The sequence below is a fragment of the Ochrobactrum sp. CGA5 genome (assembly GCF_006345815.1).
Classification (GTDB): Bacteria; Pseudomonadota; Alphaproteobacteria; order Rhizobiales; family Rhizobiaceae; genus Brucella.
Map to the genome: position 1 here is coordinate 1 of NZ_VCIG01000019.1, position 17787 is coordinate 17787.

Consider the following 17787-nt stretch of genomic DNA (forward strand, 5'->3'; position numbering starts at 1 on the left):
TTCCCCCCCCCCCCCCCCCCCCCCCAAAAAAAAAACCACTCGTAATATTGACGTCGGCCGAATTCGCCGACCTAAATTTGAAAATGGACCCGCCTCCTACAAGGACATATCTCAATCGAAGAATGTCCAATCAACTTCCGCTGCGATAGGACTCGAATGTTCGGACGGCCTATGACCTGACTGACCATTGCAAATAGGAAAGCAACCATAGTGATCAAGAAAATCGCTCAAGAAGAAGCTTTCAATGTCAAAAAGGTTCCCGTTCCCGTAATTGCTGAGAACTTCCGCAGAGTAGTACGCAAACTTTACCGTCTGAGTTTTTGCGTAGTTCCGAATCCCTGTGTTGCCGGACTGACCTGTTAAATGGCCGCCGAGTCTCTTGAAGAGGCTGTTCTGTCTTGACTCACTCATTCCAATGTAAATGAGTTTTGATTTTGCGAAGGGGTACGCGATTACATTTTGGGTCAAGTAGATGAAATAGACGCCCGCGATGCCGCGAACGAACTTGATTTCTTGCTCGCTGAGATTGTACGTTTGGGTGAATAATATTCGCATTTTTCCATACTAAACAGGGGGATAGGGCTTGACCACTGAAAACATCAAGACAGCCACCGAGGTTATTTCCGACTTTCTTGAAATCCAAGTGACAGACGGGTCCCTCGACGCGGAAACCGTGATCGCTGTCAGCACTCTCTGGAATGGTGATGATCTCAGCAAAGTCAAGCTTCTGCGGAAGCTGGAAGACGCGCGGAGTGCCGCACTGAAGGCTGGTGTGTCGAGTAGTGAGGAGGTCAATTATGACTAAAGTTCGTAAGCTCACTGTCTCGCGCTTTCGCGGTGCACGATTCGAACTCCCGCTTGATTTTTCGAAGAAAACGAAGAGTGTTGCCATTTTCGGTGAGAACGCATCGGGCAAGAGCACTATCACAGATGCCCTTGAGTGGTTCATTCATGATCGTGTCGACCACCTGTGGCGGGAGGACTGCAAGCAGGACTCTTTGCGAAATGTGCTGGCTGACGACAAGCCCAGCTACGTTGAGCTGGTTTTTGATGGCCCTGACCGCAACGGAACCAAGGCGCTCTCCGAAGCGCTGAAGACTTCGGCCACCTTCGCTAACGACAATGCGAAGCAGCTTGTTGCCGATCTGAAAAGTGACAATATCATTCTCCGGCATGCCGATGTTGTTAATTTTCTCGATAAAACAAAAGGCGGGAAGCGTGAAGCCGTCGCCGACATTATTGGCTATAGCGAAATCACGAAATTTAGAAACGTTGTTTTGCAGACAAAGAACCAACTTGAAAAAGAAACTGAATACACAACCTCGAAACAGCAGATTCAGCGTCTTCAATCAGGGATGATTGCGGAAGTAGGACAGGTTGTTCCTAACAGAGAAGAATTCTACAGCGTGGCCACAAAGGTCATGACGCCGTTTAACCTTACGACAGAAGTTGATAACGAAGATTCCTATATTGAAGCTTTAGAAGAGCTACGGGGACAAGGCAGCAGTGAAGAAAAGATACGTCTGGCAGAAAGGATTGCGCAGTTTGAAAAAGCTTGCAGTGTACTCGTCATCGACATTGATCGAATCTCGGATGATGCCACGGCATTTGTAGACGAATATAACGCCCTCGCTAAGGAGAGCGAAAATGTCAACAAGCTTCGGCTCAGCGATTTTCTGAAGCGCGGTAAGGCTGTCCTGGACGACAAAGTTTTCACTGACCAGCAGTGCCCTTTTTGTTTGGAGAAATACGTGCTTGTCCAACTTCAAGAAGAGGTGGGAAAGCGCCTTGAGGCGCTAGAGGCATTACAAAAGAAGCTCGATCAAGCGGGCACGCTCAAGGATGCACTTGCTGAGACAGTCACTAGTGTGGGCATTAAGACGAAAACAATAATAGAGTCGTATTTCGATCTGGAGGATTTTTCGCCGCTGATCGAGGTAGCCAAGTCTGCGCGCCTCAAGCTACGCGACTATCTAAAAGAGCTGAAATCCGCTTTTGATGATAAGAAAGTTTTTGAGGCGCCCGCCGATTTCGATGTCGAACTAAACGCGTTGCGCTCGGCATCTGATAAGGCCGCAAAGCAAGCCAAAGATGCAGCGAAGAACCTACAGCTAACTGAGCTGGAGAAGAAGGTTGCCGCCGCACTGACTAGGCTCAAGACTGTCAGCGATCAGGTGAACGATTTTGTAAACTATCAGAGCACAAGGGGCGCTTATGAAGCCCAGATCATCACGCTTTCCTCAATGTTGAATGCCTTCATCAAGGTTCAGAATGGAGCGCTGCAAGCCGTGCTGGATACTATCAGCGATGATGTTGGAAAGTTCTACACCGCGCTTCATCCCAAGGAGAGCGTGGACAAAGTACGCCTTACCATGGTCGGGGATGAAGGTATCGAGTTCCAGTATACCTTTCACGGCAAGCCGACCCAGCCACCGCGCAAATACTTAAGCGAAAGTCATCTGAATAGTCTGGGCGTGGTGCTGTTCCTTGCCAACGCCCGCATTTTTAATAAGCACGCCAAGTTCCTAGTGCTGGACGATATCGTCACAAGCTTCGATATATCGCATCGTCGCAGACTCTTGCGCCTTTTACGCGATGAGTTCTCCGACTGGCAAATCATCATACTCACGCACGAGAATATTTGGTTCGACATCATCAAGCGGGAGATGGGGCAGCATGGCTGGATTTTTCATGAGGTCCGATCCGACGGTGCGAATGGCGTCCTTCTCGAAAATAGCCCCGCGACCTTGAAAGAAATCATTGAGCAGAAGAAGGGCAAGGAAGACGTCACTAATGATCTACGCAAGCTACTGGAGCTTGTCCTAAAGAACATTTGTCGAGCTCTTGAGGTCAAAGTGGCATTCCGATTCAACGACTTTAACGAAAAGCGCATGTCTGATGAACTGATCAGTGCGCTGAGATCAACTTTGAAAGACAAGTCGGCCGATTTATTGGATACGAAGATATTCTCCGATCTGGCAGGCTCGGCCCTCATCGCCAATTTGGTCTCTCACGATAACGCTGAAAAAATTGTTGGTGAAGACATCGATGTGTTGCTCGAGGATATCGAAAAGCTGGTACGACTTTTTGTCTGTGAGCATTGTGACCGCCATATTTGTGCGGACGTCGTCGTTCCAGGTGAGAAAGCCATTGCATGCAAGTGTGGGAAGTCTCGATTGCCTTGGAAAAATTAAATTCCTTACGTGTATTTCCTCCGAGTTAGTGGCTCTGGCAAACAGTCGGCAACCGTGTAGCGACCGACTGTAGCATCCAAACTGGGCGCAATAGAGGCCGTTAGCGACCTCAAAGCAGACTCGTTGCCCGTCCGCTGCGCCGTTTGGCGTCGTTGTAATAGTTGGATGGCTACTGCACGGTGCGATGGCGTGCCTGCTCCATGGCCTTCGGGCAGGGGGAGCCGCGATTGGCGGTTTCGGTCAGATAGACGACAAGTCATGATCGGCACATGGGGAACGATTGCTTCAGCGCGCCGTGCTCAAAAACCGTAAGGAAACCCTATGGAAGTGCACATCGCCGACCGGGAAGACATTCCACAGCGACTGCAACTTTATGGTCACCTCGATCCTGACGACAAAGAAATTGAATCTGGCGAGGCACAGGAAAGGTGGGAACTGCTGATGTGCTATCCGGGAAGCAACGTCTTCGTCGGCAGCTTGGACAAAATCCCTGTAGCGACTTGCACGCTCGTCGTAATCCCCAATCTCACACGCGGCGGAACTCCCTATGCCTTGACCGAAAACGTGGTGACCAGTCCATCCACCGGAAGCGGGATATGGAAAAGCAGCTCTGAGGGAAGCGATCGACGCAGCATCGCGCGCTGGATGTTACAAGGTCATGTTGCTAACCGGTTCAAAGCAGCCTGCCACGCTGAAGTTCTATCACGACGTTGGCTTCGAGCAGAACAAGGCAGGGCGCCTCGACATTAAGGGGCACAGATATACGGCAGCCGGATCATGGGGAGAACGGGATTACTTGTGAGGCGAATTGCGTAACGTCGGAGAGCGCTTACTGTCATGGGAAAAGTAAAGCCATGATCCAGTTTAAGAAAAACCATCCGGTATCACTTCATTCAGAACCTATCTGTCAGGAGCTTAAGCTTGAAACGCAAAATTCCAATCAAATCCTTTGCTATCTCCTTGTTCATATTGAAGCCGCGAGACGATACCTTTGACCTTCTGCTTTTACGCCGGACCGGTGGTACTCTGACCGGAGAATGGTGTCAGGTCGCAGGAGGCATCGAACATGGTGAGACCGCGTGGAAGGCCGCGCTACGGGAAGCCGAGGAAGAAACAGGGCTCTGCCTGACAGATCTGTATTCCGCTGATATTTGCGAGCAGTTTTATGAAGCCGATCGAGACGCGAACACACTGACGCCGGTATTCGTCGCCTTTGCACCGACAGACTGCACGGTGCAACTGAACGACGAACACGATGATTTCCGCTGGCTACCTTTCAATGAGGCGACTGCCTTGCTGCCATTCGCTGGACAGCGGGCCACTCTTGAACATATCAAGAAAGAGTTCGTTGACAGGCAGCCGAACCCGTGGCTGCGCATCCAAACCTGATGATAGCCCCCTCCGGGTCTGCTTCTATCAGCCACCGTACATCTGTGCCCCTTTAATATTCAGGGGCCTTTTATGGTCGTCGGCTCCAAGTGGCTTTCCGTCTATCACGCTCTTGGAACGACCGTGGCCATTTGGGGGGCATTTGCGGGAGGGGGCGAAATCCTACGCTCTCATGAGCGATTTAGATTTTTCGGACGCAGTTAATCTACCCCGCCTGCGCTGGGTGGGTCAATTGATGTAGCCTGTGCACGGTGCTGGAGATGCTGGCCGAACCGATGGTTTGTCAGGCGCTTAGCGACGAATGAGACCGAAACGGTGGGCTTCATCCAAAAGATAGCGCACGGAGGAAGGCTGCCATTTGCGTCCACCACGCGCCGGCCGCTCTCCCATCTGATCGAGTTGGGCTGCAATATCGCGAAGCGACAATCCGGGATCGGCAATCGCAATTGCGGCGACCAGTTTCATCAGGTGATCAGACGGGATGCGGCGAGGGGATCGGGCAACAAGCTTCTTGTCGGCGATTTTTTCGCGGACGAGACGATGCACGGCGCGGCGCAGACGCTCGACCGTCCAGTCATGTCCGCGCCTATTGAGCACCTGTACGATATTCTCCCAGCTGTGGACCGGGCGCATTTGTTGCACCAGAGGCAACCAGGTCTGTGCCGAGGTGATCAGTTCATCGAGATAGCGTTTGTTGCGCGCTTGAGATACCGCCCGGATCGCTTCCGGCTTTCGCTCTCTCAAGCCGGGATTTCCCGGAAGCTTGCCGCGCGCCTTTGCAGCTTTGATCCCCGCTTTGGTCCGTTCAGCAATCAGCGCGCGTTCGAGCTGCGCAACGGCGCCCAGAACCTGAAGAGAAAACATGCCCTGCGGCGTGGATGTGTCGATGGGATCACGGATCGATCGAAAGTGAATGCCGCGTTGTTCGAGATCTTCGATAACCTGCAGAAGGTGACTGACCGAGCGGGCGAGGCGGTCCAGCCGGACCACGACGAGAACGTCACCGGCAACAAGTTCCGAAAGCAGCCGGGTCAGGACCGGGCGGGCGCGTGAAGCCCCGGAACCATGTTCCTGAAAGATGCGATCACAGCCAGCGGCCTGCAACTCGTCCATCTGAGCATCATGCACCTGATCGTCGGTAGAGACCCGTGCGTAACCGATGAGCCGAGCGCGACTTGGCAATGAACTGTGGGCCTGACGTTTTGACACGGCTGTTTCTCGTGCAATTTGAGGTGGCGTTGTACAAATAAGGAATGCATGAGAAATTCCTCAGTTGCAAGCATGGAATAAGCATGAAATTAAGCCGCGTCAGAGTTGTTTTGAGGTGCTAGGTGACAGTTTGTGCAAAAGCTGCTCCGACGCGCCTCAGCGGCTTATTCTAGCGAAAATGGCGGAAAACTCAGCATTTCGGGGGAGGGGAGGGCAAGACACAGGCCGGGAAGGAAATTATCCCAGCGAGGTGCACTCAACATGCGATCTGAGTTTGAGCGCGCACGCGCACGATTTGCGAAACACAGTCCAGCGATCCTCGCCGAAATCGGCCTGAATGCCCGGAAAACCGGGCTATTCCGCTTATCTAGGACCACCGACATCGCTGATTAGCGCCCTGAAATCAATAACCTCCGATAACCTGTACTTATCGATGGTTAGAGGCGCAGTAAAATACCGTCGATGTAACGAAAGCTAAGCGACGTTTAGGTTAATAATCTGATGTTAAGTCATTGTTTTTATATGCACTAAAAATCGCGATAAGCGAGAACCTGCTCGTCAATTCGAAGGCACGGGTGCCAGCATGGCATGTCGGATTGCTCTCCAAAAGGCACTGTTACCTTAACCGGCGTTGGTGCAGGCACTGTTACGTTAACCTGAGCAAGTCCGCAATTTTGTCTATGACGCTGAAATTATGCAGCTTTCAGGCATGCGATTTCACGCCACATGTTTGTGGCGGTCTGACGTAGCTCGCGATGGTCTGCTGAGGAGAGAAGGTTGCGGGGAAAGTAGTGGAGATTGTAGACCGGGTCGTGAATGGATGTGAAGCGTTGCACGTGTCGCGCTGCTTTAAAGCGCTTCATGACCCGCTCTCGTCGTCGGATGGGCTGGTGCGAATTCTCAGCGCGGTTGTTCAAGCCTTTGTGCTGACGATGCTCGCAAACGCTCATCCCCAGTTCTCGTTTGGCAGCACCATAAGATCTCAGCTTATCGCTGACCATGACACGGGCTGAACAGCCCTGGCCGCGTAGAAGTTTACGCATGAAACGCTTGGCAGCCTTGGTGTTACGGCGCTTCTGAACAAGAACATCGAGTACAAAGCCATCCTGATCAACGGCGCGCCACAGAAAATGCTTCTCACCCTTGATCGTGATGACCATTTCATCAAGGTGCCATTTATCACCAAGACGTGGGGTACGGCGACGGATCGTATTGGCATATTCACGTCCAAACTTCTCCGCCCATTCATGCACCGTCTTGTGGGTGACGAGGATCCCACGGTAAGCCAGCATATCTTCGACCATGCGAAAGCTAAGAGGAAAGCGATAATACAGCCATACCGCCTCCGCGATAATCTCAGCAGGGAAACGATGGCGGTGATAAAGTGAGGAACGAGATTCGATCATGGCCTATTTTCGCAGCTTATGCTTGCGCCAGAGTTAAGGTAACTGTGCCCTCACCCGGCTTGCCGAGCGGGAGATGATCGAACGGGATCGTCGCAAGGTCGAGCGGCGTATCAAGGCAGCCAAGTTCCCGGTCGTCAAAAGTCTCGACAGTTTCGATTTTGCCGCCATACCGAAGCTCAACAAGATGCTGGTCTTGGAGCTGGCCCGCTGCGAATGGATCGAGCGTCGCGAGAACGTCATCGCTCTCGGCCCCAGTGGAACCGGGAAGACGCACATGGCGCTCGCCCTTGGCCTGGCCGCCTGCCAGAAGGGCCTGTCCGTTGGCTTCACCACAGCCGCCGCCATGGTCAGCGAGATGATGGAGGCCCGTGACGAACGGCGCCTCTTGCGTTTCCAGAAGCAGATGGCAGGGTACAAGTTGCTGATCATCGACGAACTCGGCTTCGTGCCGTTGTCAAAGACCGGCGCGGAGCTGCTGTTCGAGTTGATCTCGCAACGTTATGAGCGGGGCGCCACCCTGATCACCAGCAATCTGCCCTTTGACGAATGGACAGAAATCCTGGGATCCGAGCGACTGACCGGCGCTCTGCTCGACCGCGTCACGCACCATGTCAACATTCTCGAAATGAATGGCGACAGCTACCGCCTCGCCCAAAGCCGCGCCCGAAAGGCCGGCTGAAACCCTTCAGAAAATCGCAACGCAGGCATGAGACCCCCGCTCGGGCTACGCCCTCCCGCGGGTCTCATGCCTGCGCCCAAAGTGGCCGACTTTTGCTCCGCCCCGTGGCCGGTTTTTACGCCGCCGTTGACATTCGGTCAAGGTGGTCTAAGGTTAACAGCCTAGCCTGAACCTTACAGACTCCCCTCAATGGTGAGGCTGAATCATTGTGGAGCCGGTTATGGCGATCAAGATAGCAGTTCTCCAGGAAACAAAGCCGGGCGAAAAGCGTGTTGCTGTGGTGCCCGCAGTCGCCGCACGGCTGGAACGCCTCGGTGCTTCGGTGACACTTCAGACAGGCGCGGGCCGGGCTGCAACCTTTGCCGATGAAGCTTACAAGGATGTTTCGTTCTCTGACACGGTTAGCGGACTGGTCGCAGATGCGGACATCGTCCTCGCCGTTCAACCTCCCACTGTCGAAGTCCTCAGCGCCATGAAGGCCGGTGCCGTGCTGGTGTCTTTCATTTATAGCCAAACGAATCCAGACCTCGTCGCAGAGCTGCGGGACAGGCAGGTGACTGCGCTGGGGATGGAACTGATCCCGCGCATCAGCCGGGCACAGTCGATGGACGCGCTGTCGAGCCAGGCCGCACTTGCCGGATATTATGCGCCGCTGCTCGGCGCCGTGCACATGCCGCGCATCCTGCCGATGATGACGACCGCTGTCGGTTCACTGCGGGCCGCGAAGGTGCTGGTCATGGGCCTCGGCGTCGCCGGCCTCTCGGCGCTTGCAACCGCGCATCGGCTCGGCGCGATCACCGAAGGCTATGACGTCCGGCCCGAGACAAAGGAGCAGGCCCAGTCACTCGGTGCGAAGTTTGTCGAGACCGGCATCGATGCGAGCGGCGAAGGCGGCTATGCCCGCGAGTTGACGGCCGATGAGAAGGAGCGGGTCCAAAAGGCGCTCAGCCAGCATATCGCCGAAGCCGATATGATCATCACCACGGCCTCTGTGCCCGGACGGCCGTCGCCGAAGCTGATTTCGGCCGCGCAGATCTCCGCGATGAAACCGGGCTCCGTCATCGTCGATCTCGGCGCCGAGGGCGGGGGCAATTGCGAGGGTACGAAGCCCGGCGAAACAGTCACGGTCGGCCCCGCCACGATTCTGGGGCCATTGAACGTGCCATCCGCGCTCGCCCAGCATGCGAGCGAACTCTACGCCAAGAACCTGCTCAATCTCATCGGGCTGATCGTCAAGGACGGCGCGCTCAACCTCGACTTCGAGGATGAGGTGATCGCCGGCGCCACCCTCACTCATGCGGGCGAGATCCGGAACAAAGTCGTTCGTGAAAGCCTCGAAGCCGCGAACGCATAAGGAGTTATCAAAATGGCGGTCGACACATTGATGACCTGGCTCATCGCCCTTTACATCTTCATGCTCGCGGCCTTCACCGGCTACGAAGTCATCAGCCGGGTGCCTTCGATCCTCCATACGCCGCTCATGTCCGGGTCGAACTTCATCCATGGCATCGTCGTTGTCGGCGCGCTGCATGCGCTCATCAGCGCGACCTCGCTGTTTGCCCAGATCGTTGGCTTTGTTGCTGTCGCGCTTGGCGCCGCCAATGCGGCGGGTGGCTACATCGTGACCGATCGCATGCTCGCGATGTTCAAATCCAGCGGCGACAAGTCTGCCGCCGGAAAGAAGAACTGACATGTTCGCTCAGCACATTTTGGGATTGAGCGGTCTTGTCGCCGCAGCTCTCTTCATCCTCGGCCTGAAACGTATGTCATCGCCGGCAACGGCACTGTCGGGTATTGTGGTGGCGGGCGTAGGCATGGTGGTCGCGGTCGCGGCCAGTTTTCTGGTGATCTTCGATCTGCCCGATACGGTCGAGCGGCATCTGACAATCAACCTGATACTAGCCGTGATTGCGCTTCTCATTGGCGGCGGTTGGGCCTGGATGCGCGGTCGCAAGGTCGAGATGACGGCGATGCCGCAGATGGTCGCGCTCTATAACGGAATGGGGGGCGGCGCTGCCGCGGCGGTGGCGGCCGTTGAACTCTCGGCACGCGGTATGCAGGCCGTGGAGATACTTGCCGTAACTGTGGCAGGCGCGCTGATCGGCTCGATCTCGCTCACCGGATCGGTGATCGCCTGGGCCAAGCTCGACGGCAAGATCAACAGGCCGTGGCGTTTCAGCGGACAGCGCATCGTCAACGCTTTCGTGTTTCTGGCGACCGTCCTGCTTGGTATCGCGGTCATTGTATTCTTCAATGATCCGCTGCTGCCGGTTCTGGCGGTGCTGTTCTTCGCAGGCGCGCTTGCCTTCGGTGTCATGATGACCCTGCCGATCGGCGGTGCCGATATGCCTGTGGTGATCTCGCTCTTCAATGCCTTTACCGGCCTGGCCGTTGCTCTCGAAGGTTATGCGCTGCAGAACCCGGCGCTGATGATCGCAGGCATGGTGGTCGGCTCGGCCGGCACGCTGCTGACGATCCTGATGGCCAAGGCTATGAATCGTTCGCTCGCCAACGTCCTCTTCTCGAACTTCGGCAATACCGCCACATCCGGCACCAGCGAGGTGCAGGGTCAGATGAAGTCGACCGACGCGAGCGATGCGGGCATTGCCATGCGCTACGCTTCTAGCGTCATCATCATCCCAGGCTACGGCCTCGCGGTCGCGCAAGGCCAACAGAAGCTCTACGAGTTCGTCAAGCTGCTCCAGGCCGCCGGTGTCGACGTCAAGTTCGCGATCCATCCCGTCGCCGGCCGCATGCCCGGCCACATGAACGTGCTGCTCGCCGAGGCCGGCGTTCCCTACGACATCATCTTCGACATGGAAGACATCAATGCCGACTTCGCCAATACCGATGTCGCGCTGGTGATCGGGGCGAATGACGTCGTCAACCCGGCGGCACGCACCGACAAGTCTTCGCCGATCTACGGCATGCCGATCCTCAACGCCGACCAGGCCCGTCAGGTCTATGTCGTCAAGCGCGGACAAGGCAAGGGCTATTCCGGCGTCGAGAATCTCCTCTTCTACGGGGAAAATTGCAGTATGGTCTATGGCGATGCTCAGGCCGTGCTCACGCAAATGGTACAGGCGGTGAAGGACCTTGGCACCTGAAACAGATGGAAAGCGACATTCGCCTGACCGCTCTATCAATTGAAGGAGAAAGAAAATGGCCTACGCAACCATTAATCCCTATAGCGGTGAAACGTTGAAAACCTTTGCCGACGCGACGGACGCGGAGGTGCGCGACGCAATCGACAAAGCCCATAACGCCTTTCTGGGCTGGAAGACCACGCCCTTTGCCGAACGTGGCCGCATCCTGCAGAAGGCGGCCGATATCCTGCGCCGTGACAGCGATGCCTATGCCAAGCTGCTGACGCTGGAGATGGGCAAGATCTTCGCCGAGGCGAAGGCAGAGGTCGAGCTGTCGGCGAAGATCTTTGAATATTACGTCCGCAACGCCGAGGAAATGCTCAAGCCCGAAAAACTGCCGGTGCTTGATCCGGCGGAGGGCGAGGCCATCCTCGTGCATGAGCCGCTCGGCGTGCTTCTGGCGATCGAGCCGTGGAACTTCCCCTATTACCAGATCGCCCGCATCCTCGCGCCGCAGCTTTCAGCCGGGAATACGGTACTGCTGAAGCATGCCTCCAACGTGCCGCAGAGTGCGGCTGCCTTCGAGAAACTGATGCGGGAGGCCGGCCTTCCCGATGGTGCCTTCCGCAACCTGTATGCCACGCGTTCGCAGATCGAAATGATTATCAACGACAATCGCGTCCACGGCGTCGCGCTGACGGGGTCCGAAGCTGCTGGATCGATCGTGGCCGCCCAGGCGGGCAAGGCGCTGAAGAAGTCGACCATGGAACTCGGCGGCGCCGACGCCTTCGTGGTGCTGGCGGACGCCGATCTGGAGAAGACAACGAAATGGGCCGTGTTCGGCCGGCACTGGAACGGCGGACAGGTCTGCTGCTCTTCCAAACGCCTGATCGTCGTCGATCCGGTCTATGAGGCCTTTCTCGATCGCTATCGCAAGGGCGTGGCCGGCTTGGTGGCAGGCGATCCCTTCGACCCGAAAACGACGCTGGCGCCGCTGTCATCGCAGAAGGCTGCCGACGACTTGAAGGAGCAGATCCGCGAGGCGGTAAAGTTCGGCGCGAAGGCCGAAGAGGTCGGGCCGCCTGTGCCCAATGAGGGCGCCTTCGTCCAGCCCACCATCCTGACGGATGTCAGCGAGGACAATCCAGCACGTTACTGGGAGTTCTTCGGACCGGTCACACTGCTGTTCCGGGCGTCGGATGAAGCCGACGCCGTGCGCATCGCCAACGACTCTCCCTTTGGCCTCGGTGGCTCGGTGTTCACCTCCAACCCCGCCCATGGCCTTGAAGTCGCCAAACAGATTTCGACAGGTATGGTCTTCGTCAACCATCCCACCAAGGTAGAGGCCGACCTGCCTTTCGGCGGCATCCGCCGCTCCGGCTATGGCCGCGAACTCATCGGCCTCGGGCTGAAGGAATTCGTCAACCACAAGCTTGTCGACGTCGTCGATATCGACGCCCATTTCTAAGAGCACGGCTCCCTCCCGCCTTTGGGCTTGAGGGAGCATCGATCTCAATTGCATGGAAGGATTAGCAGTATGGCTGCCAATAAAAAAGTTGCTGTTGTCACGGGTGCTGGTCAAGGCATCGGTCTCGCTATCGCCACCCGCCTTGCCAGGGATGGTTTTGCCATTGCCTGTCTCGATTATAATGCCGCCACGGCAAAAAAAGCGGCCGACACGATTATCGCCAGCGGCGGCGAGGCACTCGGCGTCCAGGTGGATGTTTCGCAACGCGAACAGGTCTTCCGGGCGGTGGATGAGGTCGTTGCCCGTTTCGGCCGTCTGGACGTGATGATCAATAATGCCGGCCTTGGCCCGGTCACGCCGATCGAAGACATCACCCCCGAAATCTATCATAAGGTGTTCGACGTCAATGTCGGGGGGACCTATTGGGGTATCCAGGCCGCCGTGAAGCATTTCAAGGCGCGCAAGCCCGCGAAGAATGGAGATGTCGTCGGCAAGATCATCAACGCTTCGTCGCAGGCCGGTCAGGTCGGTAATCCCGATCTCGCTGTATATGGCGCCACCAAGTTCGCCATTCGGGGCATTACCCAGACCGCGGCAAAGGACCTCGCCCCGCTCGGTATCACGTCCAATGCCTATTGCCCGGGTATCGTGCGCACGCCGATGATGGAAGGCATCGCGCAGAAGGTTGCCGACGAGAACGGTAAGTCCCTGGAATGGGGGCTCCAGCAGTGGGCAAGTAGCGTTGCGCTCGGTCGCATTTCCGAACCGGAAGATGTGGCCGCATGCGTCTCATACCTTGCTGGCCCGGATTCAGACTACATGACTGGTCAGGCCCTCATCATCGACGGTGGCATGGTCTTCAATTGATTTCATCTGCGTCGGTCGGGGTGCGATCCGGGTACATCATCGGATCGCACCCCGATCGAACGCGGTATCTTGTCTGTCGCTAGAACAACTGCGCTGCGAGGAGTGTGAAAGCAACCCTCTGGAATACGTCAACCAACGCTCTGGATGTATCCATGACCAAGACCATGAAGGCGGTGGTCATCCGCGAATTCGGTAAGCCGCTGATCATCGAAGAGGTCCCGGTGCCGACTGTGGGCGCGGGCCAGATTCTCGTCAAGATCGCGGCGACGGGCCTCTGCCATACCGACCTGCATGCCGTTGATGGCGACTGGCCGGTCAAACCGAAGCCGCCTTTCATCCCCGGTCACGAGTGTGCGGGGCATGTCGCCGCCGTCGGCACCGGCGTCCGACACGTCAAGGAAGGCGCCCGCGTCGGCGTGCCTTGGCTCTACACCGCCTGCGGCCATTGCAAGCATTGCCTCGGAGGTTGGGAAACGCTCCGCAATGAGCAGCAGAATACCGGCTATTCAGTGAATGGCAGCTTCGCCGAATATGTCGCCGCCGCTCCCAACTATGGTGGCCATTTTCCCGACAACGTCGGTTTCGGCCATCTGGCCGTCCAATATACCATGGCCATGGGCCTCAACGTGATCGCCTTCGTGAAGCAGGAAGTCGGCTGCGCTCAGGGGGTGCTGGTCACTGCTATCTCGCCCAAGGCCTTCGAACACGCGCTCGGCATGGTCGGTCGCGGCGGAATGGCATCGCTGAACGGCCTGCCGCCGGGCGACTTCCCCCTCTCGATCTTCGACACCGCGCTCAACGGCGTGACAGTGCGTGGCTCGCCCTTCAGGAAGCGCAGGGTTTCGCCGCAGATGGCAAGGTCAAGGCGAGGGTCGCGACGGATACGCTCGAAAACATCAACGACGTCTTTACGCGCATGCATCACGGCGACATCGAGGGACGCATCGTGCCCGATTTCCAGGGATAGCAGGCACGGCTTGCCCGACCGATTGCGGTCCGGTTTCACAATAACGACCGCCACTGGCGCCTGTAAGGCAATAGGAGAAAGTACATGCATGCTATGGTCCTGAACGCAATCGGCGCGCCCCTCGTCTGGACCGAACTGCCCGACAGGCAGCCCGGGCCGGGCCAGATCCGCGTGAAGGTCGGGGCTTGCGGCGTGTGCCGAACCGATCTGCATGTGATCGACGGTGAGCTTGCGCACCCTCACGTCCCGATCATCCCCGGCCATGAGATCGTCGGCCGTATCGAGGCGGTCGGCGCCGACGTTGACGATCATCGTCTCGGAGAACGCGTCGGCATACCCTGGCTCGGCCATACCTGCGGGACTTGCCCTTACTGCCGAAGCGCGCGCGAAAACCTGTGCGACGATCCGCAATTCACCGGCTATACGCGCGACGGGGGCTATGCCACATCTGTCATAGCCGACGCGCGCTTTGCATTTGCCTTGGGCGAACACGGAGATGACGTCTCGCTGGCTCCGTTGCTCTGCGCCGGCCTCATCGGCTGGCGCTCACTCGTCATGGCCGGCGAGGCCAGGAGGATAGGGCTCTACGGCTTCGGAGCGGCGGCCCACATCATCGCCCAGGTCGCGCGATGGCAGGGCCGGTCGGTCTTCGCCTTCACCAGCCAAGGCGATAAGGCCACGCAGGATTTCGCGCAAGGGCGGGCGCGTTGTCTGCGCCGGCATCCATATGAGCGACATACCGAGCTTCCCCTATGCGCTGCTCTGGGAAGAGCGTCAGCTTCTATCCGTTGCCAACCTGACGCGTCAGGACGGTATCGATTTCCTAGGCCTTGTTCCCGAGATTGGCATCGTCACGCAGACGAAGTCCTATCCGCTGCGGGAGGCCAACCGGGCGCTCGACGACCTGCGCGCTGGCCGCTTCGACGGAGCGGCCGTGCTCGTTCCATGACCAGGTCGCGAAGAGAGGTGCTGATGCAGGCAGAACGATTGAGCGCTCTGGAGAAAGCGACTTCGGCCCTTGCTCCGGGAGGGCCACTTCCCCGACGTTTATAGGACGGACTGGAATGAACTTTATGTCGGCGACAAGGTAAATCTCGATCGCGAGTTTATGGAGCTCGTGCGAAAGGGTATTCCGCGCAAGTATCGGACACTGGGGAAAAGAACGCCGGCGGCCGCGTGTACTGTAGAAATGTCGGGACCTGCGAGACATCCTTGTTATTCTGTTTTTACGACAAGGATGAACACCATGCTGAAGCCCAGACGGTCGGATTTTCACAAGCTGCACATTCTCAAATATGCTGAAGAAATTGGCAGTCTCATTAAGGCATGCCGTTACTTCGGAGTTGGCAGGGCCAGCTTCTGTCGCTGGAGAGCGGCCTATGAAAAATCAGGAGAAGCCGGGGTGACGAAGTAATACGCATGCCGGAAGGCGCGGTTTTCCGCATCTTCCGGAGATATCAATGAATGAGAAGAGGCTCCGTGCGGCAAACCTTTGTCTTCGTTTTTCCACGCAGTCTGGCCGGAGTGAAAACAGGCGTTGAAGGCTTTGCCGGAAATCAGGCGCGGGCGGTACGGGGCTGGCTTTTTGGGGAAAGTGTATTGGAGCGGGGCGGTGAAATCGATACCGCCTGGAGGGGTTGAGCATGGTTGACGCGCAAATCACCGATACGGGCGAGTTCGATTACATTATTGTCGGGGCAGGGTCTGCCGGCTGCGTGCTGGCCAACCGGCTCAGCGCCAATCCTGGAAACCGGGGGCTGTTGCTTGAGGCCGGTGGACATGACAATCATCACTGGGTCCACATTCCTGTCGGTTATCTTTATGCCATGGGCAATCCCAGGCTCGACTGGTGCTACCGCACTGCGCCCGAGGAGGGGCTGAACGGTCGTTCACTCGCCTATCCGCGCGGCAAGGTGCTGGGCGGCTGCTCCTCCATCAACGGCATGATCTACATGCGTGGACAGGCCGGCGATTACGACCAGTGGCGGCAGGCCGGCTGCACCGGTTGGGGCTGGGATGATGTGTTGCCGCTCTTTCGTAAATCGGAAAACCACTATGGTCCGGCAAGCGCTTTCCATGGCAAGGGCGGCGAGCTGGACGTCTGCGAGCAGCGGTTGCACTGGCCCGTGCTCGACGCGCTGGCCGCGGCGGCCGAGGAGATCGGCATTCCAGCAACCGATGACTTCAACGATGGCGATAATGAGGGAGTGGGCTATTTCCCGGTCAACCAGCGCGGCGGCCTCCGGTGGAACGCCCGCAAGGCTTTCCTGAACCCCGCCAGATCGCGCCGCAATCTTCGCATCGAGACGAAGGCCCATGCGCAGCATGTCGCGCTTTCTGGCGCGCGCGCGGAGGCTGTGGTCTACCGGCAGAATGGCCAGCTCAAACGGGCTTCGTGCCGGGGCGAGGTTGTCCTTTCGGCAGGCGCGGTGAACACGCCGCAGCTTCTGGAGCTTTCCGGCATTGGCGGCGGCGAACTGCTCCAGTCTCTCGGTCTTCCGGTCACGCTCGATATCCCTGCCGTTGGCGAGAATTTGCAGGACCACCTGCAAATCCGAACCGTCTATCGTATCGCCGGCGCAGTCACCCTGAATGATCGTCTGGCAACCCTGTTCGGCAAGGCCAGCGTCGCCCTCGAATATGCCCTGCGTCGCTCCGGGCCGATGTCTATGGCGCCAAGCCAGCTCGGCATTTTTACTCGGTCCTCACCTGAATATCACCGGGCCAATATCGAATATCATATCCAGCCGCTTTCACTGGAGGCTTTCGGTGAACCTCTCGACAAGGAGCCGGGAGTCACGATTTCCGTCTGCAATCTTCGTCCCGAAAGCCGGGGCACGATCCATATTACCGCGCCGACAGCCGATTTTCCGCCGGAAATCCGGCCGCGCTATTTCTCCGCCCGCGCCGACCAGATCGTCGCCGTCGACAGCCTCCGCCACGCCCGACGTCTGATGGCTGCGGCCGGCCTGAAAGGGCTTCAGCCGCAAGAGATCAAGCCGGGTCCACAAGTGCAATCCGAGGAGGATCTTCTCAAGGCGGCCGGCGCCCTTGGCACGACCATCTTTCATCCAGTCGGCACGGCCCGCATGGGCAGCGATCCCACAAGCGTGGTCGATCCGCAGCTCAGACTGCGCGGCCTGGTCAATCTTCGCATTGCCGACGCCTCGATCATGCCCACCATTCCTTCTGGAAACACCCACGCGCCGGTAACGATGATCGCGGAAAAGGCTGCCGAGATGATGCTGGCATCCCGATAAGGAGTATATCAGGTCAGCACCCGCTGATCGCCGAGTGCAACCCAAGGGGGGGGCCTTTTGGACGCCTAAATGGGTCCCCATTACAACGCCGATTGACATGAAGCTGAAGGATCAGTGCTGCATGATAGGTGTGGTCCCTGGGCAAACACATGGTTGAAAGATCGCGGACACTGCTCCAGGTTTGCTCGACGGGCATCTTTCTGGCAGCGCTTGGGGCTGACACGACGTTCATTGATCCTGCATCCGGGGCGACGCACGCAAA

Annotated in this window: 13 protein-coding genes and 4 pseudogenes; 15 read left to right on the top strand and 2 right to left on the bottom strand. The window is 57.3% G+C overall.

Going from position 1 to position 17787, the window contains the following annotated elements; genetic code table 11:
* The first annotated feature begins 583 nt into the window (after positions 1-583).
* The 4 genes from FJQ48_RS12270 to FJQ48_RS12285 all read left to right on the top strand — a co-directional run bounded on the left by FJQ48_RS12270 (position 584) and on the right by FJQ48_RS12285 (position 4583).
* The gene (locus FJQ48_RS12270) at positions 584-805 is read left to right on the top strand and encodes a hypothetical protein (RefSeq protein ID WP_051917457.1); all 222 of its coding nucleotides are present in this window, start codon (positions 584-586) and stop codon (positions 803-805) included.
* The gene (locus tag FJQ48_RS12275) at positions 798-3194 is read left to right on the top strand and encodes a hypothetical protein (RefSeq protein WP_139975381.1); all 2397 of its coding nucleotides are present in this window, start codon (positions 798-800) and stop codon (positions 3192-3194) included. The genes FJQ48_RS12270 and FJQ48_RS12275 overlap by 8 nt, the downstream gene beginning before the upstream one ends.
* 622 nt (positions 3195-3816) lie before the next feature.
* Positions 3817-3996 (top strand): hypothetical protein, encoded by a 180-nt coding sequence (locus tag FJQ48_RS22725; protein WP_235909151.1) that lies wholly within the window; start codon positions 3817-3819, stop codon positions 3994-3996.
* 119 nt (positions 3997-4115) lie between these two features.
* Positions 4116-4583: an NUDIX domain-containing protein gene (locus tag FJQ48_RS12285; protein ID WP_139975382.1), complete on the top strand. Its 468-nt coding sequence runs from the start codon at positions 4116-4118 to the stop codon at positions 4581-4583.
* A gap of 291 nt (positions 4584-4874) precedes the next feature.
* On the opposite strand, the gene FJQ48_RS12290 is transcribed toward FJQ48_RS12285, so the two are convergent.
* Positions 4875-5696 carry a recombinase family protein gene (locus tag FJQ48_RS12290; protein WP_348770737.1) on the bottom strand — a complete coding sequence of 274 codons (822 nt, stop codon included), beginning with the start codon at positions 5694-5696 and terminating at the stop codon, positions 4875-4877.
* Positions 5697-6484: 788 nt separating this feature from the next.
* Positions 6485-7198 (bottom strand): IS6 family transposase, encoded by a 714-nt coding sequence (locus tag FJQ48_RS12295; protein ID WP_139975384.1) that lies wholly within the window; start codon positions 7196-7198, stop codon positions 6485-6487.
* A gap of 49 nt (positions 7199-7247) precedes the next feature.
* Here FJQ48_RS12295 and istB point away from each other — a divergent pair.
* From istB to FJQ48_RS12340, 11 genes and pseudogenes are all read left to right on the top strand, one after another.
* Positions 7248-7877, top strand: a pseudogene (gene istB, locus FJQ48_RS12300) (IS21-like element helper ATPase IstB); the annotation flags it as partial.
* Positions 7878-8097: 220 nt separating this feature from the next.
* A complete protein-coding gene (locus tag FJQ48_RS12305) occupies positions 8098-9231 on the top strand; it encodes an NAD(P) transhydrogenase subunit alpha (RefSeq protein ID WP_139975385.1) in 1134 nt (377 codons plus the stop codon).
* A 30-nt stretch (positions 9232-9261) separates the two neighbouring features.
* Entirely contained in the window at positions 9262-9567 is a 306-nt protein-coding gene (locus tag FJQ48_RS12310) for an NAD(P) transhydrogenase subunit alpha (RefSeq protein ID WP_348770738.1), read from the top strand.
* 1 nt (position 9568) lies between these two features.
* Positions 9569-10984 (top strand): NAD(P)(+) transhydrogenase (Re/Si-specific) subunit beta, encoded by a 1416-nt coding sequence (locus tag FJQ48_RS12315; protein WP_139975387.1) that lies wholly within the window; start codon positions 9569-9571, stop codon positions 10982-10984.
* Positions 10985-11039: 55 nt separating this feature from the next.
* Positions 11040-12431: an NAD-dependent succinate-semialdehyde dehydrogenase gene (locus FJQ48_RS12320; RefSeq protein WP_139975388.1), complete on the top strand. Its 1392-nt coding sequence runs from the start codon at positions 11040-11042 to the stop codon at positions 12429-12431.
* A 69-nt stretch (positions 12432-12500) separates the two neighbouring features.
* A complete protein-coding gene (locus FJQ48_RS12325; RefSeq protein WP_139975389.1) occupies positions 12501-13298 on the top strand; it encodes a (S)-acetoin forming diacetyl reductase in 798 nt (265 codons plus the stop codon).
* A 152-nt stretch (positions 13299-13450) separates the two neighbouring features.
* Positions 13451-14265 (top strand): annotated as a pseudogene (locus FJQ48_RS12330) (alcohol dehydrogenase catalytic domain-containing protein).
* An 84-nt stretch (positions 14266-14349) separates the two neighbouring features.
* Positions 14350-15214, top strand: a pseudogene (locus FJQ48_RS12335) (alcohol dehydrogenase catalytic domain-containing protein).
* A gap of 297 nt (positions 15215-15511) precedes the next feature.
* Positions 15512-15670, top strand: a pseudogene (locus tag FJQ48_RS22730) (helix-turn-helix domain-containing protein); the annotation flags it as partial.
* A gap of 59 nt (positions 15671-15729) precedes the next feature.
* The gene (locus FJQ48_RS22395) at positions 15730-15906 is read left to right on the top strand and encodes a hypothetical protein (RefSeq protein WP_180350198.1); all 177 of its coding nucleotides are present in this window, start codon (positions 15730-15732) and stop codon (positions 15904-15906) included.
* Positions 15907-15908: 2 nt separating this feature from the next.
* Positions 15909-17525, top strand: a complete 1617-nt coding sequence (locus FJQ48_RS12340) for a GMC family oxidoreductase (protein WP_139975390.1) — start codon at positions 15909-15911, stop codon at positions 17523-17525.
* Positions 17526-17787: the final 262 nt, after the last annotated feature.

Coding starts and splice junctions, on each gene's coding strand:
- FJQ48_RS12275 (WP_139975381.1), top strand. CDS start 798: ATGACTAAAGTTCGTAAGCTCACTGTCTCGCGCTTTCGCGGTGCACGA.
- FJQ48_RS12290 (WP_348770737.1), bottom strand. CDS start 5,696: ATGGACGAGTTGCAGGCCGCTGGCTGTGATCGCATCTTTCAGGAACAT.
- FJQ48_RS12295 (WP_139975384.1), bottom strand. CDS start 7,198: ATGATCGAATCTCGTTCCTCACTTTATCACCGCCATCGTTTCCCTGCT.
- FJQ48_RS12305 (WP_139975385.1), top strand. CDS start 8,098: ATGGCGATCAAGATAGCAGTTCTCCAGGAAACAAAGCCGGGCGAAAAG.
- FJQ48_RS12310 (WP_348770738.1), top strand. CDS start 9,262: ATGACCTGGCTCATCGCCCTTTACATCTTCATGCTCGCGGCCTTCACC.
- FJQ48_RS12315 (WP_139975387.1), top strand. CDS start 9,569: ATGTTCGCTCAGCACATTTTGGGATTGAGCGGTCTTGTCGCCGCAGCT.
- FJQ48_RS12320 (WP_139975388.1), top strand. CDS start 11,040: ATGGCCTACGCAACCATTAATCCCTATAGCGGTGAAACGTTGAAAACC.
- FJQ48_RS12325 (WP_139975389.1), top strand. CDS start 12,501: ATGGCTGCCAATAAAAAAGTTGCTGTTGTCACGGGTGCTGGTCAAGGC.
- FJQ48_RS22395 (WP_180350198.1), top strand. CDS start 15,730: ATGAGAAGAGGCTCCGTGCGGCAAACCTTTGTCTTCGTTTTTCCACGC.
- FJQ48_RS12340 (WP_139975390.1), top strand. CDS start 15,909: ATGGTTGACGCGCAAATCACCGATACGGGCGAGTTCGATTACATTATT.